23 protein-coding genes are annotated in these 24872 nt (G+C 72.9%); 11 read left to right on the plus strand and 12 right to left on the minus strand.

Annotated elements, in window-relative coordinates; translation table 11 throughout:
* Positions 1–66 precede the first annotated feature (66 nt).
* From V6V47_RS14720 to V6V47_RS14740, 5 genes are all read right to left on the minus strand, one after another.
* Complete coding sequence (locus tag V6V47_RS14720; RefSeq protein ID WP_334628758.1) at positions 67–1872, minus strand: ABC-F family ATP-binding cassette domain-containing protein; 1806 nt, start codon at positions 1870–1872, stop codon at positions 67–69.
* A 136-nt stretch (positions 1873–2008) separates the two neighbouring features.
* Positions 2009–2959 carry a 4-(cytidine 5'-diphospho)-2-C-methyl-D-erythritol kinase gene (locus V6V47_RS14725; RefSeq protein WP_334628759.1) on the minus strand — a complete coding sequence of 317 codons (951 nt, stop codon included), beginning with the start codon at positions 2957–2959 and terminating at the stop codon, positions 2009–2011.
* Positions 2956–3120 carry a hypothetical protein gene (locus V6V47_RS14730; protein WP_334628760.1) on the minus strand — a complete coding sequence of 55 codons (165 nt, stop codon included), beginning with the start codon at positions 3118–3120 and terminating at the stop codon, positions 2956–2958. The genes V6V47_RS14725 and V6V47_RS14730 overlap by 4 nt, the downstream gene beginning before the upstream one ends.
* A gap of 9 nt (positions 3121–3129) precedes the next feature.
* Entirely contained in the window at positions 3130–3999 is an 870-nt protein-coding gene (gene rsmA, locus V6V47_RS14735) for a 16S rRNA (adenine(1518)-N(6)/adenine(1519)-N(6))-dimethyltransferase RsmA (protein ID WP_334628761.1), read from the minus strand.
* A 46-nt stretch (positions 4000–4045) separates the two neighbouring features.
* Positions 4046–4945, minus strand: a complete 900-nt coding sequence (locus tag V6V47_RS14740) for a TatD family hydrolase (RefSeq protein ID WP_334628868.1) — start codon at positions 4943–4945, stop codon at positions 4046–4048.
* A gap of 155 nt (positions 4946–5100) precedes the next feature.
* Between V6V47_RS14740 and V6V47_RS14745 the strand changes: the two genes are divergently transcribed.
* Entirely contained in the window at positions 5101–6348 is a 1248-nt protein-coding gene (locus tag V6V47_RS14745; protein WP_334628762.1) for a hypothetical protein, read from the plus strand.
* A 52-nt stretch (positions 6349–6400) separates the two neighbouring features.
* Here V6V47_RS14745 and metG read toward each other — a convergent pair whose 3' ends face one another.
* The gene (metG, locus tag V6V47_RS14750; RefSeq protein WP_334628763.1) at positions 6401–8203 is read right to left on the minus strand and encodes a methionine--tRNA ligase; all 1803 of its coding nucleotides are present in this window, start codon (positions 8201–8203) and stop codon (positions 6401–6403) included.
* A 149-nt stretch (positions 8204–8352) separates the two neighbouring features.
* On the opposite strand from metG, the gene V6V47_RS14755 reads away from it, so the two are divergent.
* Entirely contained in the window at positions 8353–9441 is a 1089-nt protein-coding gene (locus V6V47_RS14755) for a hypothetical protein (protein ID WP_442934236.1), read from the plus strand.
* A gap of 15 nt (positions 9442–9456) precedes the next feature.
* On the opposite strand, the gene rsmI is transcribed toward V6V47_RS14755, so the two are convergent.
* Positions 9457–10296, minus strand: coding sequence for a 16S rRNA (cytidine(1402)-2'-O)-methyltransferase (gene rsmI / locus V6V47_RS14760; RefSeq protein WP_442934238.1), 840 nt, complete (start codon positions 10294–10296; stop codon positions 9457–9459).
* A 151-nt stretch (positions 10297–10447) separates the two neighbouring features.
* Between rsmI and V6V47_RS14765 the strand changes: the two genes are divergently transcribed.
* The 3 genes from V6V47_RS14765 to V6V47_RS14775 all read left to right on the plus strand — a co-directional run bounded on the left by V6V47_RS14765 (position 10448) and on the right by V6V47_RS14775 (position 14479).
* Positions 10448–12103, plus strand: a complete 1656-nt coding sequence (locus tag V6V47_RS14765; RefSeq protein WP_442934239.1) for a dolichyl-phosphate-mannose--protein mannosyltransferase — start codon at positions 10448–10450, stop codon at positions 12101–12103.
* Between the two features lie 310 nt (positions 12104–12413).
* The gene (locus V6V47_RS14770) at positions 12414–13697 is read left to right on the plus strand and encodes a VWA domain-containing protein (RefSeq protein WP_334628767.1); all 1284 of its coding nucleotides are present in this window, start codon (positions 12414–12416) and stop codon (positions 13695–13697) included.
* On the plus strand, positions 13697–14479 hold the full coding sequence (locus tag V6V47_RS14775; RefSeq protein ID WP_334628768.1) for a peptidase: 783 nt from the start codon (positions 13697–13699) through the stop codon (positions 14477–14479). Before V6V47_RS14770 ends, V6V47_RS14775 begins: the two co-directional genes overlap by 1 nt.
* Positions 14480–14532: 53 nt before the next feature.
* On the opposite strand, the gene V6V47_RS14780 is transcribed toward V6V47_RS14775, so the two are convergent.
* Positions 14533–14802 (minus strand): hypothetical protein, encoded by a 270-nt coding sequence (locus V6V47_RS14780; protein WP_334628769.1) that lies wholly within the window; start codon positions 14800–14802, stop codon positions 14533–14535.
* A gap of 209 nt (positions 14803–15011) precedes the next feature.
* Between V6V47_RS14780 and V6V47_RS14785 the strand changes: the two genes are divergently transcribed.
* Both V6V47_RS14785 and V6V47_RS14790 read left to right on the plus strand, forming a co-directional pair.
* Positions 15012–15668: a 4'-phosphopantetheinyl transferase family protein gene (locus V6V47_RS14785; protein WP_334628770.1), complete on the plus strand. Its 657-nt coding sequence runs from the start codon at positions 15012–15014 to the stop codon at positions 15666–15668.
* A gap of 139 nt (positions 15669–15807) precedes the next feature.
* Positions 15808–16686, plus strand: coding sequence for a DUF4352 domain-containing protein (locus tag V6V47_RS14790; protein WP_334628771.1), 879 nt, complete (start codon positions 15808–15810; stop codon positions 16684–16686).
* Positions 16687–16745: 59 nt separating this feature from the next.
* Here the strand turns inward: V6V47_RS14790 and V6V47_RS14795 are convergent, their stop codons facing one another.
* From V6V47_RS14795 to V6V47_RS14805, 3 genes are all read right to left on the minus strand, one after another.
* Positions 16746–17207 (minus strand): hypothetical protein, encoded by a 462-nt coding sequence (locus tag V6V47_RS14795; protein WP_334628772.1) that lies wholly within the window; start codon positions 17205–17207, stop codon positions 16746–16748.
* Positions 17208–17296: 89 nt separating this feature from the next.
* A complete protein-coding gene (locus V6V47_RS14800; protein ID WP_334628773.1) occupies positions 17297–17833 on the minus strand; it encodes a hypothetical protein in 537 nt (178 codons plus the stop codon).
* A 17-nt stretch (positions 17834–17850) separates the two neighbouring features.
* Positions 17851–20967 (minus strand): AfsR/SARP family transcriptional regulator, encoded by a 3117-nt coding sequence (locus tag V6V47_RS14805; protein ID WP_334628774.1) that lies wholly within the window; start codon positions 20965–20967, stop codon positions 17851–17853.
* 180 nt (positions 20968–21147) lie between these two features.
* Between V6V47_RS14805 and V6V47_RS14810 the strand changes: the two genes are divergently transcribed.
* The 4 genes from V6V47_RS14810 to V6V47_RS14825 all read left to right on the plus strand — a co-directional run bounded on the left by V6V47_RS14810 (position 21148) and on the right by V6V47_RS14825 (position 23757).
* Positions 21148–21858, plus strand: coding sequence for a hypothetical protein (locus V6V47_RS14810; RefSeq protein WP_334628775.1), 711 nt, complete (start codon positions 21148–21150; stop codon positions 21856–21858).
* Complete coding sequence (locus V6V47_RS14815) at positions 21855–22376, plus strand: hypothetical protein (protein ID WP_334628776.1); 522 nt, start codon at positions 21855–21857, stop codon at positions 22374–22376. Before V6V47_RS14810 ends, V6V47_RS14815 begins: the two co-directional genes overlap by 4 nt.
* Positions 22363–22845 carry a hypothetical protein gene (locus tag V6V47_RS14820; RefSeq protein WP_334628777.1) on the plus strand — a complete coding sequence of 161 codons (483 nt, stop codon included), beginning with the start codon at positions 22363–22365 and terminating at the stop codon, positions 22843–22845. The genes V6V47_RS14815 and V6V47_RS14820 overlap by 14 nt, the downstream gene beginning before the upstream one ends.
* A 141-nt stretch (positions 22846–22986) precedes the next feature.
* Entirely contained in the window at positions 22987–23757 is a 771-nt protein-coding gene (locus tag V6V47_RS14825; protein ID WP_334628778.1) for a GNAT family N-acetyltransferase, read from the plus strand.
* Here the strand turns inward: V6V47_RS14825 and V6V47_RS14830 are convergent.
* Positions 23754–24848 (minus strand): Gfo/Idh/MocA family protein, encoded by a 1095-nt coding sequence (locus V6V47_RS14830; protein ID WP_334628779.1) that lies wholly within the window; start codon positions 24846–24848, stop codon positions 23754–23756. The genes V6V47_RS14825 and V6V47_RS14830 overlap by 4 nt on opposite strands.
* Positions 24849–24872: the final 24 nt, after the last annotated feature.

Below are 24872 nucleotides of genomic sequence, written 5' to 3' on the forward strand. Positions count from 1 at the left end.
GACGATTGTCCCGCACGTGACGGTGTGACGCCGCACACGGTCTCCGGGCTGGCGCGCCAGCCCGGGTCAGCTCTCGGGCAGGTCCTCGGCGAGGGCCATCCAGGTCTCCTCGATCTGCTCGCGCTCGGCGCGCAGATCCTTGAGTTGGGTGTCCAGCTCGGCGACCCGGGCGTAGTCGGTGGCGTCCGCGGCGAGTTGGTCGAGCAGGGTGACCTCGCGCTGGTCGAGCTTGCCGAGCTGGCGTTCGAGGCGGGTCAGCTCCTTGCGGGCCTGGCGGACCTCGGCGGCGGACATCCCGCCCGTCGTCGGGCCGGCAGGTGCGGCCGCCGAGGTGACGCCGACCCGGGCGGGGCCGGCCCGCTCGGCCGTCCGGGCGAGGTACTCGTCGACGCCGCCGGGCAGGTGCACCAGCCGACCGTCGCCGAACATCGCGTACGCCGAGTCGGTGACCCGTTCGATCAGGTAGCGGTCGTGGCTGGCCACGATGATCGTCCCGGGCCAGGAGTCGAGCAGGTCCTCCAACGCGGCCAGGGTGTCGGTGTCCAGGTCGTTGGTGGGCTCGTCGAAGAGCAGCACGTTGGGCTCACCGGCGAGCAGCCGCAGCATCTGCAAGCGTCGGCGTTCCCCGCCGGAGAGGTCGCTGACCGGGGTCCAGAGCCGCCGGTCGTCGAAGCCGAAGACCTCGGCGAGCTGGGCGGCGGAGACCTCCCGGTCACCGAGCTGGACCCGGCGGGCCACCTCCTCGACGGCTTCGAGCACCCGCAGGTGCCCGGGCAGCTCGGCGAGCTCCTGGGACAGGAACGCCGGCCGCACGGTGGAGCCGGTGCCCAGGCGACCGCCGTCGGGGCGGGTGATCCCCGCGAGCATCCGCAGCAGCGTGGTCTTGCCGGCACCGTTGGCGCCGAGGATGGCGATCCGGTCGCCGGGGCCGACCAGCCAGCTGACGTCGCGCAGGATCTCCTTGGGGCCGGCGTGCAGCTCGACGCGCTCCAGCTCGTACACCTGCTTGCCGAGCCGGGACGTGGCCATCCGCTGCAACGACATGGTGTCGCGCGCCGGCGGCACGTCCGCGATCAGCGCGTTCGCGGCGTCGATGCGGAACTGGGGCTTCGAGGTGCGGGCCGGCGGGCCACGACGCAGCCAGGCGATCTCCTTGCGGAGCAGGTTCTGCCGCCGGGCCTCGGTGGCGGCGGCGACGCGTTCGCGCTCGGCCCGGGCGAGGGTCCAGGCGGCGAAGCCGCCCTCGTACGCGCGGACGGTCTGGTCGCCGACCTCCCAGGTGGTGGTGCAGACCGCGTCCAGGAACCACCGGTCGTGCGTGACCACGACCAGCGCGCCCTTACGGCCTACCAGGTGGCGTGCCAGCCAGTCGACGCCGCCCACGTCGAGGTGGTTGGTGGGCTCGTCGAGGATGAGCAGGTCGGAGTCTCGGACGAGCAGCGCGGCGAGCGCCACCCGGCGTCGTTCGCCACCGGACATCGGCCCGACCGGCTGGTCGAGGCCGAGGTGCGGCATTCCGAGGCCGTCGAGGATGGCGCGCACCCCGGCGTCGCCGGCCCACTCGTGCTCGGCACCCATGCTCTGGTCGAGCCAGGCGGTGCCGAGGACGACGTCCCGGACGGTGGAGTCGGGGGCGAGGGTGAGCTGCTGGGGCAGCCAGAGCACCCGCAGGTCGCGGCGGTGGGTGACCCGGCCGTCGTCGGGGTCCTCCTGCTTGGTGAGCAGCCGCAGCAGGGTGGACTTGCCGGCACCGTTGAGGCCGACCACGCCGATCCGGTCGGCGTCGTCCAGACCGAGCGAGACGTCCGTGAGCAGCGGCCCGGCGGCGCCGTACCCCTTGGACACCCGGTCCAGGTTGACGATGTTGGCCACGCTCCCACCCTCCATGATTAAGGCGTCCCGGTGCCGGCGGGCACCTGGGGACGCCTGACCCAAGGGTACGCGGACGCTTCGGCCGCCCGCGCCGCGCGCCCGGAGGGCGCTGACGGCGGCTTCGTGACGGGCGGAGTCAGCTGATCCGGGCGCCCGCGACCGGGCCGTGTGCGACCCGGGCGTCCCGGCACACGCCGGCGGCGGCCAACTCTGCGGCGATCCGCTCGGCGGCGGCCGCGTCCGCGGCGAGGAAGACGCAGGTCGGCCCGGAGCCGGAGACGATGCCGGCGAGCGCGCCGGCCGCCTCACCGGCCTTGAGGGTGTCGGCCAGCGCCGGCCGCATCTCCAGCGCGGCGTCCTGGAGGTCGTTGCCGAGCGTGCGGGCGAGCACCCGGGGGTCGCGCTGGCGCAGCGCGCCCAGCAGCGCGTCGGTGCTGCCCAGCGGGGCCCCGGCGGTGCCGGCGTCGCGCAGCCGGTCCAGCTCCCGGTAGGCGGCCGGGGTGGACAGGCCGACGTCGGCGATCGCCACCACCCAGTGCCAAGAGGTGGGGCGGACCAGAACCGGGCTGACCGCCTCGCCCCGGCCGGTGCCCAGCGCCGTACCGCCGTAAATCAGGAACGGCACGTCGGAGCCGAGGTCGGCGGCGATCTCGGCCAGTTCGTCACGGGACAGCCCGGTGCCCCAGAGCGCGTCGCAGGCCACCAGGGCGGCGGCCGCGTCGGCGCTGCCACCGGCCAGCCCGCCGGCCAGCGGGATCTGCTTGCGCAGGTGCAGTCGGGCGTGCGGCAACACCCCGGCGTAACCGGCGAGGGCGTGCGCGGCACGGATCACCAGGTTGGTGTCGTCCAGCGCCAACTCGCCGGTGCCCTCGCCCTCCATCGTCAGGGCGAGCGTGTCACCCCGGCGGGCCGTCAGCTCGTCGTAGATGGAGATGGCGTGGTAGACGGTGTTCAGCTCGTGGTAGCCGTCGCGCCGCAGCGGGCCCACCCCGAGGTGCAGGTTGACCTTCGCGGGCACCCGGACCTTCACCGGCCCGATCGCGCCCCGCCGCTCGTCCTCGTCGTCCGGTCGCCAAGCCTCGGTCACGGGGTGACGTCCCGCAGGCGCAGGCGGATGTCGAACGGCTTGGCCACGATCAGCTCCTCGGCAGAGTCGGCGGCCAGCTCGTACCGGCCGTCGACCAGGTCGTACGCGTACACGTCCAGCGGATTTTGCTCGATCCGCCGGGACACCTCTTCGGCGGGCACGGCGTCAGCCTACTTCGCGGCCGGCGTACCGGCCGGAGCCGACGCGGCGATGGCGGCGAACTGCTCGACGGTCAACGACTCACCACGGGCGCCGGGGTCGACGCCCGCCGCGGTGAGCGCGGCGGCGGCCAGGTCCGCGCTGCCGGCCCAGCCGGCCAACGCGGCCCGCAGGGTCTTGCGGCGCTGCGCGAACGCCGCGTCCACCACGGCGAAGACCCGTGCCCGGGGTACGTCTGGGCGGGGTGGTTCCCGGCGGGTGAAGGCGACCAGGCCGGAGTCGACGTTGGGCACCGGCCAGAACACGTTCGGCGGCACCCGGCCGGCACCCCTGGACTGGGCGTACCAGGCGAGTTTGACCGATGGGATGCCGTACACCTTGGAGCCGGGACCGGCGACCAGCCGGTCGGCGACCTCCTTCTGCACCATCACCAGGCCGTGCCGCAGGCTGGGCAGCTCGGCGAGCAGGTGCAGCACCACCGGCACGGCCACGTTGTAGGGCAGGTTCGCCACCAGCGCGGTCGGCGGTGGGTCGGCCAGCTCGGCGGCCTTGATGCGCAGCGCGTCGGCGCGGTGCACGGTGAGCCGGTCGGCGTCCGCACCGGCGTGTCGCGCGGCGGTCTCCGGCAGGGCACCGGCGAGCACCGGGTCGATCTCCACGGCGTGCACGTGCCCGGCCGCCGGCAGCAGCCCGAGGGTGAGTGAGCCGAGCCCGGGGCCGACCTCCAGGACCACGTCGTCCGGGCTCAGGCCAGCGGCCGTGACGATGCGGCGCACGGTGTTCGGGTCGTGGACGAAGTTCTGGCCCAGCTTCTTGGTGGGCGCGACGCCGAGCCGGGCGGCCAGTTCCCGGATCTCCGCCGGGCCGAGGAGACCGGTCATGCCTGGGAGCGTAGCGGCGGCCGGTGGGCCGGCCGTCGGGTCGGGCTCACCACGGGCCGAAGACCCGCTCGCCGTTGGCGGAGATGGCCGCGCACAGCTCGTCCAGGTCGGCGCCGGTGGTCGCGGCGAGGGAGCGGACGGTGAGCGGGATCAGGTACGAGGCGTTCGGCCGGCCGCGGTGCGGCGTCGGCGTGAGGTACGGGGCGTCGGTCTCGACCAGGATCTGGTCCAGCGGGGTGAGCGCGGCGGCCTCGCGCAGGGCGGTGGCGCTGGCGAAGGTGACGGTGCCGGCGAAGCTGAGCAGGTAGCCGCGACGGACGCACTCGCGGGCGAAGTCGGCGTCGCCGGAGAAGCAGTGCAGCACCACGGTGTCGGGGGCACCCTCGTCGTCGAGGATGCGCAGCACGTCCGCGTGCGCCTCCCGGTCATGGATGACCAGCGCCTTCCCGTACCGCTTGGCGATGTCGATGTGTGCCCGGAAGCTCTTCTCCTGCGCGGCGCGCCCCTCGTCGCCGGTGCGGAAGAAGTCCATCCCGGTCTCGCCGATCCCCCGGACCCGGTCGCGGGCGGCCAGCTTCTCGATCGCCCGCAACGCCTCGTCGAGGTCGGGCAGTCGGGGCGCCTCGTTCGGGTGCAGCGCCACCGTGGCCAGCACGGCGGGATACCGGTCGGCGGTGTCCGCGCCCCAGCCGGAGGAGGCGAGGTCGACGCCCACCTGGACCAGCCGGTCGACACCGACTCCGGTGGCCAGCGCGATCGCCGCGGCGACCGGATCGTCGGCCGGCCCACCGCCGGGCACGCCGGCCTCGCTGACGGTGATGTCCAGGTGGGTGTGGCTGTCCAGCACCGGCCGGGGCAGCGGCTCGGGCGCGGGCGGGAACTCTCCGGCCCGCCGGGCGGCACGCTCGCGGCGGGTTTCAGTGGGCTCGGTCATCAGCGACAGCATCACACATCGGGGCTGTCCATCCGCTCGCCACCCGACGTTCACCTCGACTACGCCGCGCGACTCTACCGTCGCCGCGTGAGCGAGCGCAGCGAGCGGACCATGAGGCACAGCAGCCTGGCGCCTCGCGCCGCTATCGAGCGAAGCGAGGCGGCGGCGTGAGCGTCACTCCCCAGACCAGCGGCGCCGCCGGCGAACGTACCGGGCTGCGCGTGGCCTTCGGGGGTGGCGTCTACCCGGCCGAGGAGATCGCCCGGGGCGCCGCGTACGAGCTGTTCAGCGCCGACGAGGTGGCCGGCTTCGAGTGGGCGCCACGACCCGGCAGCGCCCTGCCGTGGCGTCGGTTCGTGCACACGACCGAGGTGACCGCGGTGCACGGGGCGTCGGAGCCGGCCGAGGAGCCGGACTCACCGCTGATGATGCCGGCGCACCGGGAGCGGGGCTGGGCACAGCTGCACCAGCTCAGCCAGCAGCCGGCCTCGGCAGGTGACCCGATGCTGGCGGCGGCGCGCGCGTCGGCGGTGATCCGGCGGGGCACCCGGATGGTGAAGATGCTCTCCGCCCAGCAGCTCGCCGGGTACGTGCGGGGATGGCTGCCGCACGGCTTCTGCTACCGCGAACACGACGTCGCCCACCTGCGTACGGCCACGGCGACCATGGTGCTGCGTACCGACGGTGACGTCGGCCGGGACGGCCTGGACGTGGCGTACGCGCTGCGCTGGCGGGCCGCCGACCCCGGCGACTACGACGTGCCGATGGGCGAGACGCACCGGGGTCTGATCGCACTGCCGTCCCGGGACCGACTGGGTCCGCCGGTGCTGGGGACCGGGTTCGTGCCGAGCAACGGCCAGCTCATCCCGGAGTTCATCACCCGGGACTTCGCCGACCTGCCGATGCCGGCGAACGCCAGCCTGCTCGCCTACCCGGCGGAGGGGGTGGAGGTGGTGCTCTACACCTACCAGGCCGAGCAGCGCGGGTGGCTGCGGATGGTGGGCCCGCAGTGGCGGCACCTGCTGGCCGGAGTGCCGGGTCTCTCGCCGGATCAGGAGTACCTGCCGACCGGGGATGCGCCGCGCTCCACCCAACTGGTGGGCATGTACGGCGACAGCGAGTACGAGGCGGTGGCCGACCTGCCCGGCGGGTTCCGGGTGCTGGCGATGACCCGGGCGGCCCGTTATCCGGTGGAGGCGGTGGCCCGCCGGGTCCGGTTCGCGCAGTGGCGGGGTGTGCCCTGCCTGGTGCTGCGGGAGGAGGCCGGCTGGCTGCGGGTTCGGCTGCGCTTCCCGGACGCCGACGCGGTGGTGGCCACCGGGGCGCAGTGCCACGATCGGGGCGTCTACGAGGCCTGGGCGCCGGCCGCCGAGGTGACCGATGATCAGGTGATGGACACCCGGTACGCGATGTGAGACGCGGCCCCGAGGGCTCCCGGGGCCGCGCTCATCTCGTACGACGGCTTGCTCAGTCGGCCAGCCGGGCCAGCTCCTCGTCGACGATCGACGGGTCGAGCTTGCGGAACACCGGCTTCGGCGCGGCCAACGGCCGACCCGCCTCCAGCGGCACGGACTCCCAGCGCGCGCCGACCGTGTAGTCACCGGTCAGGACCGGGTATTCCGGCCCGCCGTCCAGGTCGTCGACCTGCTCGATGACGGGCATCGGGGCGTGCACCCCGGTGCCGCCGAGCAGCTCGTGCACCTGCTGCGCGGAGTGCGGCAGGAACGGCGTGAGCAGCGTGTTGGCGTCGCTGACCACCTGGAGGGCGACGTGCAGGATGGTGCCCATCCGGGGCTTGTCCGCCTCGTCCTTGAGCTTCCACGGCGCCTGGTCGGACAGGTACTTGTTGGCCTCGGCGACCACCTTCATCGCCTCGCCGATCGCCTGCTTCTGCCGGTGCCGGCCGATCAGGTCGCCGACCGTGGTGAAGCCGGCCCGGGCCACGGCGAGCAACGCCTCGTCGGCCTCGGTGAGCCCGGCCGGGTCGACCGGTGGGATCGCACCGAAGTTCTTCGCCGTGAGCGAGATGGACCGGTTGACCAGGTTGCCCCAGCCGGCGACCAGCTCGTCGTTGTTGCGGCGGAGGAACTCGGCCCAGGTGAAGTCGGTGTCGTTGCTCTCCGGGCCGGCGGCGGCGATGAAGTAGCGCAGCGCGTCGGCGTCGTAGCGCTCGAGGAAGTCGCGGACGTAGATGACCACCCGACGGGACGAGGAGAACTTGCGCCCCTCCATGGTCAGGTATTCGCTGGAGACGACCTCGGTGGGCAGGTTGAGCCGGCCCAGCTCGCCCGGCTCACCGTCGCGGGAGCCCTCGCCGGAGTACCCGGACAGCAGCGCCGGCCAGATCACCGAGTGGAAGACGATGTTGTCCTTGCCCATAAAGTAGTAGGACCGGGCGTCCTTGCCCTCGCCGTCGGTGGACCACCACTTCCGCCACGCCTCCGGGTCGCCGGTGCGGCGGGCCCACTCGATCGAGGCGGACAGGTAGCCGATCACCGCGTCGAACCAGACGTAGATCCGCTTGTCCGGCCGGTCCCGCCAGCCGTCCAGCGGGATCGGTACGCCCCACTCCAGGTCCCGGGTGATCGCCCGGGGCTGGAGGTCGTCCAGCAGGTTGCGGGAGAACCGCAGCACGTTGGGCCGCCACCCCTCCCGCGTGTCCAGCCACTGGCGCAGCACGTCGGCCAGGGCGGGCAGGTCCAGGAAGAAGTGCTCGGTCTCGACGAACTTCGGGGTCTCCCCGTTGATCCGCGACTTCGGGTCGATCAGGTCGATCGGGTCGAGCTGGTTGCCGCAGTTGTCGCACTGGTCGCCGCGGGCGCTGTCGTATCCGCAGATCGGGCAGGTGCCCTCGATGTACCGGTCGGGCAGGGTGCGCCCGGTGGACGGGGAGATCGCGCCCATGGTGGTCTTCGGCACGATGTAGCCGTTGCGGTGCATCCCCTCGAACAACTCCTGCACCACCGCGTAGTGGTTGCGGGTGGTGGTGCGGGTGAACAGGTCGTAGGAGAGCCCGAGCCCGTGCAGGTCCTCGACGATCACCCTGTTGTAGCGGTCGGCCAGCTCGCGGGGGGTGACCCCGTCGGCGTCGGCCTGCACCTGGATCGGGGTGCCGTGCTCATCGGTGCCGGAGACCATGAGCACGTCGTGGCCGGCCATCCGCATGTACCGGGCGAAGACGTCGGAGGGTACGCCGAAACCGGAGACGTGGCCGATGTGGCGTGGGCCGTTGGCGTACGGCCAGGCCACCGCCGCGAGAACGTGACTCATGAGCAGCAAGCCTAGTGACCCGTCCGGGGCACCCGCGAACCAATAGGGGGTGCCGGCCGGACGGACCGGGCCGACCACCCCGGCCAATGGTCCGATTTGTCGCCGACACGCGGTCGAGCTGCCCGATCCTCCTCCCGGGCCGGGGTGCAATGAACCTCGTGACTGGCAGACGAGCGGCTCGGGACCACGACGGCCTCCCCATCGGGCCGGCGGTCGACGACGACCCGAGCCCGGGGTCCGGCGAGGGCCGGGGCCCCTCGGTCGCGCCCCAGCCCCGACCCACGCCGGGCGGACGGGCGAGCGCGCCGAGGCGGGACGGCGCGGCCGATCACGCCGCCACCCCGGCCGCACCGGTGCCCACTCCGGCCCGGCCAACCCCGGCAGCGCCCACACCGACCCCGACCCGACCCGGACCGAAGGGCCCCGCGGGCGCGGACCTGGCGGGCCGGGACGAGCCACCGGGCCCGACGGGCAGCTCGGTGCCGGGCGGTGTGCAGGCCCACGCGTCGGCAGCGGTCGAGGTGGAGCCGACCACCGGGGCGCCGGTGGACGCGGTGCCGCGTCGGGTGCCGGTCCGTCAGCAGAGCGGCTGGCACCGGGGCGCCACGCCTCCGGGCGGTGTCCCGGCGACGGAGGACGGCCTCGTCTTCTGGGCCCCGATCGAGGAGGTGCACTGGGATGGGACCCCGATCCGGGAGGACTCAGCGCCGCGGCGGCGACGCGGCCCCGCGCGCCGGACGCCCGCACCGCCGGACCCACTGCCCGGGCTCGCCGTGCTGGTGCTGCTGAGCCTGGTCGCGGCCTTCTTCGCCTGGGTCAGCGCCGGCCCGTTCTGGCTGGCGGTCGGGCACGCCCGGGTCGGCACGGTGCTGGTCGACGACTGCACCGGCGGCGGACTCACCCAACGGTGCCGAGGGATCTTCACGGCGGACGACGGCCAGTTCGTGGCCTACGGGGTGCGGGTCAGTGGCGTCCCCGCCGGGCGGGACACCCCCGGGACAGCGCTGGCGGCGCGGATGACCGGCTCGGACGGCGGCACCGCGTACGCCGACACCGGTGCCGGCCGGCACCTGCGCTGGCTGCCCGGCCTGCTGGTGGTGGTCGGGTGCGCCGCCGGCATCGCCCGATGGACCGGGTCGACCCGGCTGCCCGGGCGCCGGAACCGCCGCTGGGCGGTGTTCGTCGCCCTCGCCGGCCCGGCCCTGATCACCCTCGGCTTCCTGGCCGCCGCCTGGTGACCCGCCGACTCCGGGTCAGCTGTGCACGATCGTGTAGACCTCGCGGCGGCGCAGGGAGTATTCGGTGGCGACCTCGGTGATCGCGTCGCGGCGGGACTTACCGGCCGCCTCCCGCTCGGCGACCGCCGTACGCAGGGTCTCGTCGTCGGGTCGCTCCGGAGCCGTCACCGGGGCCCCGGCCACCACCAGGGTGATCTCCCCACGCGGATCGCCCTCGGCCGCCCAGCGGGCCAGCTCGCCGAGCGGCCTCCGGATGACCTCCTCGTAGGTCTTGGTGAGCTCCCGGCAGAGGGCGGCCGGCCGGTCCGCGCCGAACGCGTCGGCCAGGTCGGTGAGCGCCGCCCCGATCCGGTGCGGTGCCTCGAAGAAGACCAGGGTGCGCTCCTCGGCCGCGAGCGCGCGCAGCCGGGACCGGCGGGCGCCGGGCGTACGGGGCAGGAAGCCCTCGAAGCAGAACCGGTCACAGGGCAGCCCGGAGACCGCCAGCGCGGTGGTCACCGCGCTCGGCCCGGGGGCGACGGTGACCGGTGCCCCGGCGTCCAGGGAGGCCCGGACCAGCCGGTAGCCGGGGTCGGACACGCTCGGCATCCCGCCGTCGGTGACCAAGGCCACCACGTACCCGCCGAGGATGACCTCGACCAGCTCGGGAGTCCGCCGCTCCTCGTTGCCCTCGAAGTAGGAGACGATCCGACCGCCGACGGTGATGTCGAGATCGCGGGCCAGCCGGGTGAGCCGGCGAGTGTCCTCGGCGGCCACCACGTCCGCGCTGGTCAGGACCTCGCGGAAGCGGGCCGAGGCATCGGCGGGGTTGCCGAGCGGGGCGCCGAGCAGGATCAGGCGGCCAACCTCGGACATTTCACCCACGAAATTGTCTCCTTCGTCGACAAACGGATATCGGTATCAGGGACGACAGACGCCACGTGACACCTTGGCAGCCTACGATCGCCGGGTGACGAGTGCGTCGACAGCGCAGAGCCCGAGCGCCGACCCGGCAAAGTTGGTCGAAGTGACGGCGGGCGACCAGCGCCCCGACCCGGAATCAGCGGCACCCGACGTCGGTGGGGGCGGGGTGTCCGCGGTGGTCCGTCGCCGATTCGCCACCGTCGACGCCCGGCTGGATCGAACGTCGTGGTTGGCCACCGCCGTGGTGGTGGCCATCGCGGCGATCCTGCGCTTCGTCGGCCTGTCCGGCCCGAAGGGCAAGATCTTCGACGAGACCTACTACGCCAAGGACGCCTACGGGCTGATCGAGCGCGGCGTCGAGTGGAACTACAAGGACAACGTCCCGGGGTACGTGGTGCACCCCCCGCTGGGCAAGTGGCTGATCGGCCTCGGCGAGTGGGCCTTCGGTTACCAGGACGCCGAGTCGAAGGTCTCCGTTCCCGGGCACCTGGTCACCACCGCGCCGGAGTTCGGCTGGCGGTTCTCGGCGGCCGTGGTCGGCACCCTCTCGGTGCTGCTGCTGGTCCGCATCGGGCGGCGGTTGTTCCGCTCCACCGTGCTGGGCTGCGCGGCGGGCCTGCTGCTCGCCCTGGACGGTTTCCACCTGGTGCTGTCCCGCGCGGCCCTGCTCGACATCTTCCTGCTCTTCTTCGTGTTGGCCGGGTTCGGCGCGTTGGTGCTGGACCGCGACGCACGCCGTCGACGGTGGGCGCGGGCGCTGGACGACGGGCTCGACCCGACCGTGCCGGGTCGCGCCGGCCGACCACCGACCGGCTGGCGCACCTGGCCGTGGTGGCGGCTCGCGGCCGGGGTGCTGCTCGGCTGTGCCTGCGCGGTGAAATGGAGCGCTCTGTACTTCGTGCCGGCCTTCGCGCTGCTGGTGCTCCTCTGGGAGGTCGGCGTCCGCCGGTCGGCCGGGGTCCGCCGGCCCTGGCGGGACACCGTGCTCGACGAGCTGCCCTGGCTGGTGCTGGCCGGTGTGCTGATGGTGGCCACCTATCTGGCCACCTGGTCGGGCTGGTTCCTCAGCGACGACGGTTACTACCGGCTCGCGTCGACCTACCCGAGCGCCCCACTCAGTGACGCGCCCGTGATCGGCCCACTGATCAACCTGTTCGAGTACCACCGCGCGGCGTTCGGCTTCCACACCCAACTGGACGACCCGCACAAATACCAGTCCTGGCCGTGGCAGTGGCTGCTGCTCGGCCGCCCGGTGGCGTTCTACTACTCGGGCGACGGCGCCTGTGGCGCGCCGAGCTGCGCCTCGGAGATCCTGCTGCTCGGCACCCCGCTGCTCTGGTGGTCGTTCCTGCCCGCCCTGGTGGCGCTGGCCTGGCTGGGCGTGGCCCGTCGGGACTGGCGGGCCGGCGCGATCCTGCTCAGCGTCGCCGCCGGGTTGTTGCCGTGGTTCTGGTTCGCCCTCGACGGCCGGACGATGTTCGCGTTCTACGCCGCCCCGGCGCTGCCCTTCCTGGTGCTGGCCGTGGTGTACGTGCTGGGTGCGCTGATCGCCCCGGCGGGGGCGGACGTCGGTGTGCTGGCACCGCTGGTGCCCGGCGACCCGGGCTACGAACGCCGACTGCTGGGCAGCGTGGGGGCCGGCGCGTACGTGCTGCTGGTCGCACTCTGCTTCGGGTACTTCTATCCGATCTTCGTGGGTCGGGTCATGCCGTACTCGGATTGGCTGGCCCGAATGTGGCTGGACGGCCGCTGGATATAAGCGTCGAACTGCGCCCCGCGACGAGAACGGGCCCGCACGCTTCGGCGTGTGGGCCCGTTTGACATAGACGCGCGCCCCGATCGCCTGCCACGGGGGAAGCGGGCGATTGGGGCGCGCACGATGAGCTTAACCACCGCGCACCAGCGGCACAACGGGTCGACTTGGGTCAGATTTCCGACGGATACCGGCCGGACCGACACCTCCCCTCCGACCGTTGACCGAGGGTGACCTGACGTGGACCCAGCGCCCGATCAGCACCGATCCACCACCCCGGTGATCATCCAAAGTGGATCTCATTACACTGCGGGCCGTGATCAACTTCAGACGATCGGCGGCCGTCCTTCTCGGGCTGCTGGCGACCACCGCACTGACCGGGCCGCTCCCGGCTGCGGCCGACGACGAGCCGGTGGCCGAGCCGCCCCGGGTCGAGCTGGTGCTCGACGTCAGCGGCTCGATGCGCGCCGCCGACATCGACGGGCGAAGCCGGATCTCGGTCGCCCAGCAGGCGTTCAACGAGGTGGTGGACGCGCTTCCAGCGGAGACCCAACTCGGCATCCGGGTGCTCGGCGCGAGCTACAAGGGCAAGGACAAGAAGGTCGGCTGCCAGGACACCCAGCAGATCGTCGCCGTCGGCCCGGTGGACCGGACCCGCGCCAAGGCGGCGGTGGCCACCCTGCGGCCGACCGGGTTCACGCCGGTCGGGCTCGCGCTGCGCTCAGCCGCACAGGACCTCGGCACCGGGGACACCACCCGACGGATCGTGCTGATCACCGACGGGGAGGACACCTGCGCCCCGCCGGACCCGTGCGAGGTGGCCCGCGAGTTGGCCGCCCAGGGCACCAGCCTCGTGGTCGACACGCTCGGCCTGGCCCCCGACGAGAAGGTCCGTAAGCAGTTGCTCTGCATCGCCGCGGCGACCGGCGGGACCTACACCGCCGCGCAGAGCGCCGAGGAGCTGACCGACCGGATCAAGCAGCTCGTCGAGCGGGCCGGTGACACCCACACCCGGGCCCCCACCGTCGTCGGCGGCACGAACGCCTGCGACTCGGCGCCACTGCTGGCCCCCGGCGTGTACACCGACCGCGAGGCGTTCTCCGAGCACCGGTACTACCGGGTGCCGGTCCGCGCGGGGCAGGAGCTGCGCGCGTCGGTGAGCATGGCGCTGGACCGGCCGGTGAACCGGGACTACGGGGTGCTGCTGCGGGCCACCGCGGCGGACGGCCGGGAGCTGGTCCGGGGCGCGGACGCCGGCAGTGGCCGGGCCGACGTGCTCTCCGCCGGGCTGCGCTGGTCGGCCAGCGCCGACGAGGAGGACGCCACCGAGGTCGAGGAGACCCCGGCGACGGCCGTCGAGCCCACCACCGTCTGCCTCGTGGTGAGCAACTCGTTCGCCCCACGTACGGGCACCTCGGCCACCCCCGGCATGCCGGTGGAGCTGACCATCGACGTCGTCGCCGCCGCTCCCGCACCGGACGGACCGGACCTCGGCCGGGGCTGGGTGCTGCTCGCCCTGCTCACCGTGGCCGGTCTGCTCACCGGTCTGCTCGCCGGCCTGCTCACCCGCTGGTGGGTCGCCACCTGGAGGGAGAACTGATGCGTACCGCACTGTTCCGGTCGCTGGCGGCGCTGCTCACCGCCGGCGGGACCGCCCTGCTCCCCGCAGCGGCCGTCGCCGCGCCCTCCCCCTCGCCGGGTGCCACCCCGGTCACCCGGGCCGGCACGTCGTTCCTCACCGCCACCCCGATCACCGCCGGGCAACCGGTGCGGGTGGACGCCTCACTCGGTGACTACCTCTACTGGTCGTTCCCGGCGAGCGCTGGCCAGGTGCACGAGATCAGCGCCACCGTCACCTTCCCGAAGGCGCGCAGCGGCGGCTCCACCTGGACCGTGGACGTCTTCGACGGGCTGCGCCGCCGGCAGGCGTGCACGGCCGGGGCGCAGACCCCGACGGTGGACGCGAAGGCGTCGACCGTGACGCTGGGCTGCACGCTGCGCGAGGTGCGACCCTGGGCGGAGCCGTGGTCGGCCGACCCGCTGCCCGGCACGTACCTCATCCGGCTCTCCGTGGTTGACCTGCCGGAGCCGGACCTGGGCGCGCCGGTCGACGTGGACCTGCTGGTCGGCACCATCACCGACCGGGGCTCCTCGGCCGACGACGGCGAGTTGGCCGCACCGCTGGTGCCGAACACCAAGGCGGGCACGGTGCTCAACGCCGTACCGCCGGTGGACCCGGAGGCCGACGACGAGGGTGACTCGCTGACGGACTGGCTGCCGGATCTCGGCTCGCGCTGGATCTGGACCGGCATCGGCGGCGTGCTGGCCGCGGTGGCCGGCGTGGTCGGCTTCGCCCTGACCCGGCGCCCCCGGCGGCCCTGAGGACCGCCCGGCCTCCGGTGGCCGCCGCCGTGCGGCGGCGGCCACCGGCGGGCTCAGCCGCGTCGCGAACGGCGTGGCAGCCAACCGATGAACCGGCTCTGGAGGGACATCACCGGAGCGGCGCGCAGATCCTCGGTGGCGGCGGCGAGACATGAGCCCAGGTAGACGCTGAGCATCGCCCGGTCACCCCCGTACTCCGCCAGCAGCCGGCCGCGCTTCACCGCACACGGCCACTCGTCCCCGCAGGAGCCGCAGTCCCAGGCAGGGGTCGTCGGCGCGTGTTCGTCAGCCCGGCGCTCCAGCCGATCCACACCATCGGTCATCGCACGTCCTCTCCAGATGTCCGCGGGGCTGGCGGGCTGCGTGCCCGGTCAGCGGTTGATGGTGGTCCCCCCAGAGCCATCAGGAGAGCGATGCACGCCCCTCCGCTGTTACATCCTTGCGGTACGTTGTCCCATCGTGGCAGTCGGAAATGTGACCCTCCACCGAGTGTCGTCGGACCGTCACGGATGGTATTGGCGAGGAGGCGGTGATGCGTGACCTGCTGCCGCCGTCGGTCGCGGTGGCCATCGCGGGCCCGGCCGACTGGACAGGCGAGCTGCTCCCCGCCGAGCAGGCGTGCCTCAGCGACCGGGCGGTCCAGAGCCGGCGGCGGGACTTCACCGCCGGGCGGGTCTGCGCCCGGCGGGCGATGGCCGACCTCGGCCTGCCGCCGGCGCCCGTGCCAGCCGCCGATGACCGGGCCCCGATCTGGCCGGCCGGAGTGGTCGGCGCCATCACCCACACCGCCGGCTACTGCGCCGCCGCCGCGGCACGCACCACCGACGTCCGGTCCGTCGGCATGGACGCCGAGCAGCACCGCGAGCTGAATCCGGGGGTACGCCGACTCGTGCTGCTGCCCGAGGAGGAGGAGACCTGCGCGCGACTGCCCAGCGACACGTCCTGGCCGATCGTGCTGTTCAGCGCCAAGGAGACCGTCTACAAGGTCTGGTTCCCGGTCGTCGGGAGTTGGCTGGACTTCCACGATGCCCGGCTCGAGCTGGACCCGGACGCCGGCACGTTCACCGCCCGGATCGCGGTGGCCCGGCTGGCCGCGGCGACGGTACCCGCACCGCCGGCCACCATCAGCGGCCGGTTCACGGTCGCCGACGGGCTGGTCCGCACCGCAGCCGTACTCCCGCTGGGCTGACCTCGGCACCGTCCAAGCTGGTCCGTGCACCGCTGCCGGCGGTTGGGATGAGGTCCAGCGCGGCGACCGGGCCGTCGGCGACGCACGATAGCGTCGGCGGGTTCCCGAAACAGCATGTGCCGAGGAGCCAAGGAGCACGGTGACCCACCCCCAGCCCCCCGTCGGGCCGCAGGACCCCCAACAGCCGAATCCGGAGCCGCCGACGCAGCCATTCGCGACGACACCGCAGCCGTCGTACGCCAGCGCGCCACCGCCGCCCTTCGCCAGCACGCCGTACCCGACCTCGCCCGATCAGCCCTGGCCGCAGCCGCCGTTCGCCGGCGGGGCGTACCCGCCGCCGGGCGGGGGCGCGTACCCGCCGCCCGGCGGAGGCGCGTACCCACTCACCATGCCCCCGCCCACACCGGCGAAGAGTTCCAAGAAGACCGTGGTGGTCGTCGCGGTCACCGCGGCCGTCCTCGCCCTGCTGTGCTGCGCCGGCGGCATCGTGGCGGTGGTCATCGGCGCGAACCGGGCCGCCGAACAGGTGACCGACGCGCGGCCGACCCCCAACGTGACCCGGGGCGTCGGGCTGGCGCCGGGCACCGCACCCGCAACGGCCAGGCCCTCGACCAACGCCGAGACCCGGAACATGGCACCCGGTGAAACGCTCGTCGTCGATGGCGACGAGGGCAGCTTCGAGATCACCGTGACGAAGTTCTCCACCTCCTCGAAGGCGTGCACGACGTACGGCCTCAAGCCCGACGAGGGCATGTACGTGATCGCCGACGTGAAGGTGTCGATCACCAAGGGCACCGCTTCGGTGAACCCGCTCTTCTTCCAGTGGGTGGCCCCCGACGGCACCGAGACCAACGCGATCGGCGGGGCCTTCTCCGGCTGCGGCAAGCCCATGCCGTCCGGCAACGACCTGACCGCCGGCAGCACGCGCACCGGCAGCGTGGTGTTCGACGTCCACGACACCAAGGGCGTTCTGGAATACCAGTATCGGTTCGAGACCGTCGGCTCCTGGAAGCCGTGACGTCCGACGCGGGGCTGGCCCACCTGGGCCGGCCCCGCGTCGAGCAACATGCGAGGTGGTCAGCCGAAGGCCCGATCGCAGACGCGCCAGCCCGCGTGAGTCTCGTCTTCGAGGCGGAGGCTCAGCGAGGTTGTCGCGCCGGAGCTGCCCGTCACCCGTACGGTCACCGATGCGGCCGTGCCGGGCTCGTTGCTGAACCCGCCCTTGCCGACCTCGTGGGAGACGGGCCGGCCCATGCGCTCCACCGCCTCGGTGAACTGCACGATCGTGATCCGATCCCGCACGTCCGAGCACATTGACCGGTAGGCGGCGTCGTCCTCGATTCGCTCCAGGTGCTGTACGAACTGATCGGTCGCCGCCCGCGGCTCATCGATGTCCGGGCCGCCGTACATCCAGACGAGGAAACCGAGAACCGGCAGGAACGCCATGGCGAGCACCGCCGCCACGCATGCGGCGACGATGCCCCAGGGTGTCCAGCCGCGCTGCCCGGTGTGCACGGGTGTATGCATCGATGGCGTCATGTCCGCCACGCTAACTACGACGGGTCAGGGTCCGAACACGACCGGAGCACAGATCGATCTCGGGCATACGTCCGTGGTCGATGACGACGTCAGTGGGCGTAGCGGGCGAGCAGGTAGACGCTGAGGTGCCCGCCGTCGCGCACCGCCACCACGCTCCCCGTCACGAGGTCTCCCGCGCGCTGGTAGACGTCGTACGACTCCGCGTCGAAGTGCCACCCGAAGGTGTCCGGAATGGAGGAGGCGGAAAACGGGAAGTCGGGATCCCTCGGCGTCATCGTCGGCGGTTGCGTCGGTGCCGCGAGCCAGCCCTCCAGGATCCGGTCCAGGCACCTCTGCGAGGTGGTGAAATGCAGGTACAACTGACCCATCGGGCCGGTCATGTCCTCGGCGTTGCTGTAGCGGAGGCCGTCCACGTCACACGGCAGGCTGACCTGGTAGTGCGGCAGGATGTCGTCCTCGAAGTCGCCCCGGGTCACGCCGAAGATCCCGTCCGGGTGCCGATACGGTCGCGGGCCCCAGAAGTGGGCCGGTGGGTAGAGCGCCACCGCCAACCCGACGATCACCAGCACGACCGCGCCCCATCGCCAGAGCCGACGCCTGGGCCACCGAATCCTCATCCCCGTCATGGGGACCGAGCGTATGGTCAGCGCACCATTTCGGCAGCCCCGCTGCCGCAGCCCTCGGTCTCCCGCGCCAGCGTCGCCGCCCGGTCGTCCAGCCGCCTCGCCTCGGTCGCGTTACCGGCCAGCTCGGCGACCCGGGCGAGGATGCGGGACACCCGGATCTCGATCGGCCGGTAGCCGGAACGGACAGCCAGGGCCAACGCCGCCCGACCGTGCCGCCCGGCGGCGCCCCGGTCGCCCTGGGCCAGTTCGGCGGCGGCGAGGCCGGTCAGGGCCATCGCCTCACACCAGCAGAAATGGGTACGCCGAGCCAGCTCGAGCGCCCGGCTGTGCTGCTCGGCCGCCTCACCCGGGCGCCCCAGTGCCAGCAACACCCGCCCCAACGCGTCCGCCGACCACGCCTCGGTGCCCGCGTCGCCGATCTCCCGGGTCAGCGTCACCGCCCGCTCAGCGTCGGCGCGGGCCAACCCGGCCCGACCCGTCTCGCACCAGAGCAGCGCACGTCCGGACAGGGCGGTCGCCTCGCCGTAGCGGTAGCCGAGGTCCTTGTTGGCGGCCAGCGCACGGGCGTAGAGCTCCTCGGCGCCGAGGTGGTCGCCCCGGTCCCGGCGCACATTCGCCAGGTCGACCAGGAGCACCGCGACGTTGTAGTGCGCCCCCGCCCGCTCACCTCGGGCCAGCGCAGCCCGGAAGTGCGCGTCCGCCTCCGCCAACGCGCCGAGTTGCCAGTGCGAGAAGCCGAGGTTCGCCAGGGACATCGCCTCACCACCGTCGTTGCCCGCCCGGACGTTCAGCTCCAACGCGAGGCTGGCCGAGTGGATCGCCGCCTGCGGGTCACCGAGCCGCTGGTGCACCGCGCTCAGGTTGTTGAGGATCCCGGTCCGCCCCTCCTCCCAGCACTCCACATCGGTGCACCGCAGCCCGTCGAGCAGATGCTGGCGCGCCTCCTCGTACCGCCCACTGTTCACCTGGACCAGCGCGATGCTCGCGTGCATGGCGGCCTGGGCCCGGGCGTCGTCCTCGGCCCGGGCCGCAGCCAGCGCCACCGTCGCCGCGGCCAGCCACTCCTCCCGCCGACCCCGCTGGTGGAAGTAGGCGCGCAGCGCATCGGTGAGGTGCCAGGCGTAGCGGCGGGGACCTCGTCGGGCGGCCTGCTCCACTGCCGCTATGAGGTTCGCCGACTCGTCGTCCAGCCAGGTCAGGGCCGTCTCGTTGTCCGGGAACGGATCAGCGGCCACCGGCCGTGGCAGCCGGACGAAGTGCGGGATGAGCCGGCGGCCCGCCGCGTCCGCGGTGTCCAGGTAATGGTCGAGCAGCCGGCGTCGGGCCTCCTCCTGGGTCGCCTCGGTCTCCTCCCCGGTGACCCGGTCGACCGCGTAGCGACGCAGAAGGTCATGGAAGCGGTAACGCTCCCCCGGGTGCCGTTCCAGCAGGTGCGCCGCTGCCAGGGCACGAAGCCGCCGGGTGGCGGTGGCCGCCGGTACGCCCGCGACCGCACCCGCCGGGCCGGCGGTGACGCTCTGCCCGGGTACCAGACCGAGCCGGCGGAACAGCTCCCGCTGCGGGTCAGGCAGGGCGCGGTACGACAACGCGAACGCCTTCGTCACCGCGCCCTCCTCGGCGCCATCCACGGTGAGCCCCGCCAGCGGGTCCCCGTCGGTCAGCTCGCGGACCAGGTCGGCGATCGCCGGTCGTCCCGCCGCCTGCACGTTGGCCGCAGCGATGCGCAGTGCCAGCGGCAGGTGACCGCAGAGTCGAGCCAGCTCGGCTGCCGCGGTCGCCTCGGTCTGCACGGCCGCCTGACCCAGCAGCGTCGCCAGCAGGCGCACCGACTCCCCGGAGCTGAGCACGTCCAGCGGGAGCGGCCGGGCGTCCGCCTGGACCACCAACTCACCAAGGCGGTGCCGGCTGGTCACCAGCACGGTGCCGGAGGAGGGGATCAGCGGCAGCACCTGGCCGGCGTCGCGGGCGTTGTCCAACACCAGCAACACGTCCCGGCCGACCAGCAGCGAGCGGAGCAGCACCGCACGGCCGTCCAACTCGTCCGGCACCGCTCTCGGGTCGACCCCGAGCGCCGTCAGCAGTTGGGTGAGCGCCACCTCCGGCCGCAGCGGATCGCGGTCGGCGTCGAAGCCGCGCAGATCCAGATAGAGCTGCCCGTCCGGAAACGCCGTGCGGACGCGGTGCGCCCAGTGCACCGCGAGTGCGGTCTTGCCCACCCCGGCGGTACCGCTGACCACCCAGATCCGGGTGCCGGCGACGGGCTCGGCCAGCCCGGCGTCGAGCCGGGCCAACTCCGCGTCCCGGCCCGCGAGGTTGCGTGTGCCGTGTGGCAGCCCGGCAGGGCGGACCGGCGCGGAGCCAGCCTCTCCGCCGGGCACGGCCACGTCGACGGGTGGCCCCAGCGTCGGGTCGCCCCGCAGGATCCGCTCCTCGAGGCGGCGCAGTGCCGGGGCCGGGTCGAGGCCCAACTCGTCGGCGAGGTGATCGCGTACCTGCCGGTAGACGGCAAGCGCCCGGTCGACACGGCCCTCGCGATACAGGGCCAGCATGAGCTGACCGACCATCCGCTGACGGCCGGGTTGCCGGGCCACCGGGTTTGTCAGCTCGTCAGCCACCTGCCGGGAACGTCCCTGCCGCAACAGCACGTCGGCTCGGTCTTCCACCGCCGCCCAGCGGGCCTCATGCAGGCCCGCGCCGAGTCGGTGCCGCACCTGCTCGTCGGCCACGTCCGCGAGCGGCTCCCCCCGCCACAGGGTCAGCGCCTGGTCGAACAGGTCCACGGCGGTGTCGTCGCCGGCCGCCCGGGCCCCCGCGATCAGTGCGGCGAACCGGTGCGCGTCGACCGCCAGCGGATCAACCCGCAGCAGGTAACCGGGCTCCCGACTGATCAGCTCCACCGGCGCCCCGGCCCGTCGCAGCGCGGCGCGCAGCCGCGAGACCAACGCCTGCACGGTGCCCCGGGCACTACGCGGCGGCGAGGAACCCCACACCAGATCGATCAGCCGGTCCACCGCCACTACTCGGCCGGGCTCCAGCAGCAGCACCGCGAGGACGAGTCGAGGCTGGCGCCCACCCAGGTCGACCCGGGCGCCCTGCGCCCACGCCTCGACCGCGCCCAACACCCGAAACTCCATCGGCCCGCCTCCTGGGTTGCGAGTATGCCGGTCCGCCTCAGACCACTTGCAAGCCGGCTGCAAGGCGCCTGCATAGACGCGCGTAGATCATCGCGCTATCCCGTCCGGAGGCCCCACGGCAACCGGCGGGACGTGCGGCTGACACCGGCCGCACCACACCTCGGACAGGGGAAACGGCGAGTGGAGAAATTCAGGCGGACCGGCGTACGCCGGCTGGGCTTGGTGGCGGCGGGCGCGGTCGCGGTGACCGCGCTCGTCGCGGCCGTGGGTGTCGGTCGGGCCGACCCCGGCGTGCGCTACGACGCGCACCCCGAGTCGCTGGCTTTCGGCAAGGAGATGTACGAGTTCCAGACCGTCGAGCAGATGACCGCCACGTCACACCTGGTGGTCTACGGCACGGTCACCGCAGCGGTGCCGGGCCGGCTCGGCAGCGTCGACGAGGACCCCGCTGCGGTGGGCGGTGACATCCGGCTGCGGACGGTGACGATCGACGTCTCGGACACGCTGCACAACCCGAAGAGGTTGATCTTCCCGCGGATGATCACGCTCGAGGAGGAGGGCTGGGACGAGGAAGGTCGCGGCTACGTCTCCAACAACGTGGCGTGGAGTCAGGTGGGCGACAGCGGCTACTTCTTTCTGCGCCGCAGCGCGGGCACCAGCGACCCGTACACCTATCAGCTCGCCAGCTCGGACGGACGGGCACTGGTGGTCGACGGTTTCCTGCGTCCCAGCAACGCGGAGACCGAGCTCGCCACATCGGTCACCGCGATGTTGCCCGGCACCCTGAACAACAGGATCGTCGCGGCGAGCGGACAGGTCGCCGCGGGCACGTTGACCGAATCGATCCCGACCGCGGAGCTGCCGCAGCCTCCGGAGGGGAGTGGAGAATGAAGCGTACGACGATGATCCTGGGTGCCACGCTGATCTCCGTGGTGGCGTTCGCACCGCCGGCCGTGGCCGGCCACGGAGGCAAGGCCAACGGCGGCAAGCCGGACAACAAGGACCAGTCCGTGGAGTCGAACTCGTTGACCACGGCTGGCAAGGCGGCTGTCTCCTACGGCCGAGGGCAGCTCGACCGGTCGGAAATCAACACTTCGACCGGCAGCTCGGACATCCACGTCTACGACAAGTCGTACTCCGCTACCTGGTACGGCCTGACGAGCTGCACCGACACCAACTGGTGGAACGGGTTGTGCGACCACTACGACGTCAAGTTCAACACCCGGACGATGAGCGGACTGTCCACGTCCTACTGGCAGAGCCTCGGCTGTCACGAGCTCGGGCACACCGGCTCGCTGGGCCACCGCTCGGCCGGTGCCGACGTGGACAACAACTCCTGCATGCGCAAAGAGATCTGGCCCAGGAGCTTCGATGCCCACGACGTCGACGCGATCAATGACAACGTCTGACCGTCGTCTGCTGCTCTCCGGTGGGGTGGTGGCCGTGGTGGCCGCCGCCGCACTGGGCGGCTGGTGGCTGTCCCGGCCCGACCTGCCCTCGGACTGGTCCGGCCGGGACCAGTTCTGCGCCGAGGCGCAGACCTTCGCGCTGGCCAACCAGGCCGGGCTCACCGGGGATCAGCGGGTCGAGGCGATGAGCGCCCTGATCCGCTCCGCGCCACGTGAGCTGACCCCGGACCTGGAACGACTTGCCGGCGCGCTGGGGGATCACCACGAACCCACCGCCGCGCACGACCACGGCACGACCGGATCGAGCCCGGAGGGGCACGAACACGAAGCCGGTACGGCCGCCCACGAGCACGCCTCCGGCGCGGAGGCCCCCGCGCCGGAACCGGAGGCGGTGGAGGCTAGCGGTCGCCGGGCGGGTGAGTTCATCGAACGCACCTGCGGGGTCAACCTGCCCAACGTCCGCACCTGACCGCCGGGTGCTGCGGGCCCCGCCGTCGTAGCCCGGCCGGCCCGGACCACGGGTCCGGGCCGGGGGGGCCGGGCGTGACCCCCGCTGGCCGGCGTTAGACAGAATTGGGGTGTTCCGTGGTCGCGCGAGGAGGTGCCGACTTTGGGTGCCGAGAGCAACCCGGAGACGGTACGCGGCCTGCAGGAGCGAGCGGCGCGCGCACTTCCGGCCACGACCGTCAAGGACTGCGACGGCTGGTGGCTGCGCGCCTCTCCAGGCTGCGCCTGGTGGGTCGAGACGGTGCTGCCACACGCTGATCCCGCACCGGGCGACCTGGTGCGCAGAGTGATCAGCGCGGAGACGTTCTGTGCCGACCGTGGCGTGACCACGCGATTCCAGATGACTCCGGGGGCCTGCCCGCCAAGGCTCGACGCTGTTCTGGCGGAGCGCGGCTACCGCCCGGAGAGCCCGATGTCGTTGCAGGCGGCATCGACCACGCGCGTCCGGACCGAGGCACTGTCCACAGGGATTCGGGTACGACTGGACGATCACCCGACCGGCCGCTGGTTCGACGTCTGGGACTCCGTACACGGTCGCGCGGGGGCCTCCGCCGCCGAATGGGCCATGCTCGGCCGGGTGACCGGCCCCTGTGCGTACGCGAGCGCGATGCTCGGCGGCGCTGTCGTCGCGGTGGGCCGCGCGGTCGCCGACACCGGCTGGGCGGGGCTGTTCGGGATGGCCACGTTGCCCGAGGCCCGCGGGCTGCGCGCGGCCCGCGGCGTGCTCACCGCATTGGCCGAGTGGGCTGGCGACCAGCGGGCCGACCACCTGTATCTCCAGGTCGAACGGGCCAACACCCCCGCGCTCGGCCTGTACGAGCGGGCTGGCTTCAGCGAGGTGGCCGGCTACCACTACCGCAGCCTCGGCCACTAGCCGCGGCGGTCGGCCCACGCCTCCTGTGCGGTGACGACCGGCCCGCCGGTGCGTATCGACTCCTCGATGGCGAGGCTGATCAGGTGGTCCTGACACGCCTCGGCGAGCGGATAGGGCGCCGGGCCCTCGTTCCGCGCCCAGGCACCGGCGCGAGCCACGATGTCGGCCACGGCGATGTCGTCGTCGGACAGCCCGCTGCCGACGAACGGGTTGCGATAGACGACGCCGCCGTCGAAGCTGATGTGCTTCAGGTCGAGCCCTTCGAGGTTGAGGTCGATGCCGGTCTGCCGTCGGACCAGGGCGGACTCCACCGGCGTGGTCGGGTCGACCAGGCGCACCACCCGGTCGTCCACCATCTCGCCGAGTGAACCGCGGACCACCAACCGGCGGGTCCGTAGCGGGTTCCACCACTGGTTGTCGGTGAAGTCGTACAACCCCATTCGCCCGCCGAAGTCGATGGTCGCGAGGGTGGTGGAAAGCTGCTGCGGGGTGTCGTCACCGCTCCAGCCGGCGGGCGACAACGGGTTGGCCAGCGGCGCGACGAAGGCCCGCGCGCTGACCTCGGCGGCGTCGTGACCAACGCCGAGCAGACCACGGATCAGCGAGACCGCGTGGTACAGGTGCGTCGAGGAGATCTGGACGGAGGTCGGCTCGCCGAGCACCCCGGCGCGGACCAGCGCCAGCCGGGCCGCGTGCCCGGGCATCAGCAGGTACTGCTCGGCGACCTGCACCAGGCCGCTGCCGCCGACGTCGGACCAGAGCGACCGCAGCCCCTGCACGTCGGGCGCGGGCGGGGTCTCGGCGAGCACCGGCACGCCGGCCGCGACCAGCTGGCGGGTGACGTCGGGCGTCACCGGCCAGGGCACCGACACGATGACGAAGTCGGGCCGTTCGTGGGCGAGCAGGTCGGCCGTCGTGCGGAAGGTTCGCACGCCCCACTCGGCCGCGACCGCGTCACCACGCGATTCGGTACGCGTGACCACGCCGGTCACCCGGAAACGCTCGGGCAGGAGCCGGGCCAGCCGGAGGAAGAACTCGCCCCGCCAGCCGCTGCCGACGATGCCGAACCGGGTCTGGACCGCCGCTGTCATGTGGTCTCCTCACGTCGAATCCGG

The sequence above is a fragment of the Micromonospora sp. CPCC 205539 genome, from assembly GCF_036906815.1.
Taxonomy (GTDB): Bacteria; Actinomycetota; Actinomycetes; order Mycobacteriales; family Micromonosporaceae; genus Micromonospora.

Bases quoted from the DNA above. Each gene is read 5' to 3' on its own strand.
- rsmA (WP_334628761.1), bottom strand. From the start codon at position 3,999: ATGACCGGTCTCCTCGGCCCGGCGGAGATCCGGGAACTGGCCGCCCGG.
- V6V47_RS14740 (WP_334628868.1), bottom strand. From the start codon at position 4,945: ATGCTGTCGCTGATGACCGAGCCCACTGAAACCCGCCGCGAGCGTGCC.
- metG (WP_334628763.1), bottom strand. From the start codon at position 8,203: ATGAGTCACGTTCTCGCGGCGGTGGCCTGGCCGTACGCCAACGGCCCA.
- V6V47_RS14755 (WP_442934236.1), top strand. From the start codon at position 8,353: ATGAACCTCGTGACTGGCAGACGAGCGGCTCGGGACCACGACGGCCTC.
- rsmI (WP_442934238.1), bottom strand. From the start codon at position 10,296: ATGTCCGAGGTTGGCCGCCTGATCCTGCTCGGCGCCCCGCTCGGCAAC.
- V6V47_RS14775 (WP_334628768.1), top strand. From the start codon at position 13,697: ATGCGTACCGCACTGTTCCGGTCGCTGGCGGCGCTGCTCACCGCCGGC.
- V6V47_RS14780 (WP_334628769.1), bottom strand. From the start codon at position 14,802: ATGACCGATGGTGTGGATCGGCTGGAGCGCCGGGCTGACGAACACGCG.
- V6V47_RS14785 (WP_334628770.1), top strand. From the start codon at position 15,012: ATGCGTGACCTGCTGCCGCCGTCGGTCGCGGTGGCCATCGCGGGCCCG.
- V6V47_RS14795 (WP_334628772.1), bottom strand. From the start codon at position 17,207: ATGACGCCATCGATGCATACACCCGTGCACACCGGGCAGCGCGGCTGG.
- V6V47_RS14800 (WP_334628773.1), bottom strand. From the start codon at position 17,833: ATGACGGGGATGAGGATTCGGTGGCCCAGGCGTCGGCTCTGGCGATGG.
- V6V47_RS14805 (WP_334628774.1), bottom strand. From the start codon at position 20,967: ATGGAGTTTCGGGTGTTGGGCGCGGTCGAGGCGTGGGCGCAGGGCGCC.
- V6V47_RS14815 (WP_334628776.1), top strand. From the start codon at position 21,855: ATGAAGCGTACGACGATGATCCTGGGTGCCACGCTGATCTCCGTGGTG.
- V6V47_RS14820 (WP_334628777.1), top strand. From the start codon at position 22,363: ATGACAACGTCTGACCGTCGTCTGCTGCTCTCCGGTGGGGTGGTGGCC.
- V6V47_RS14830 (WP_334628779.1), bottom strand. From the start codon at position 24,848: ATGACAGCGGCGGTCCAGACCCGGTTCGGCATCGTCGGCAGCGGCTGG.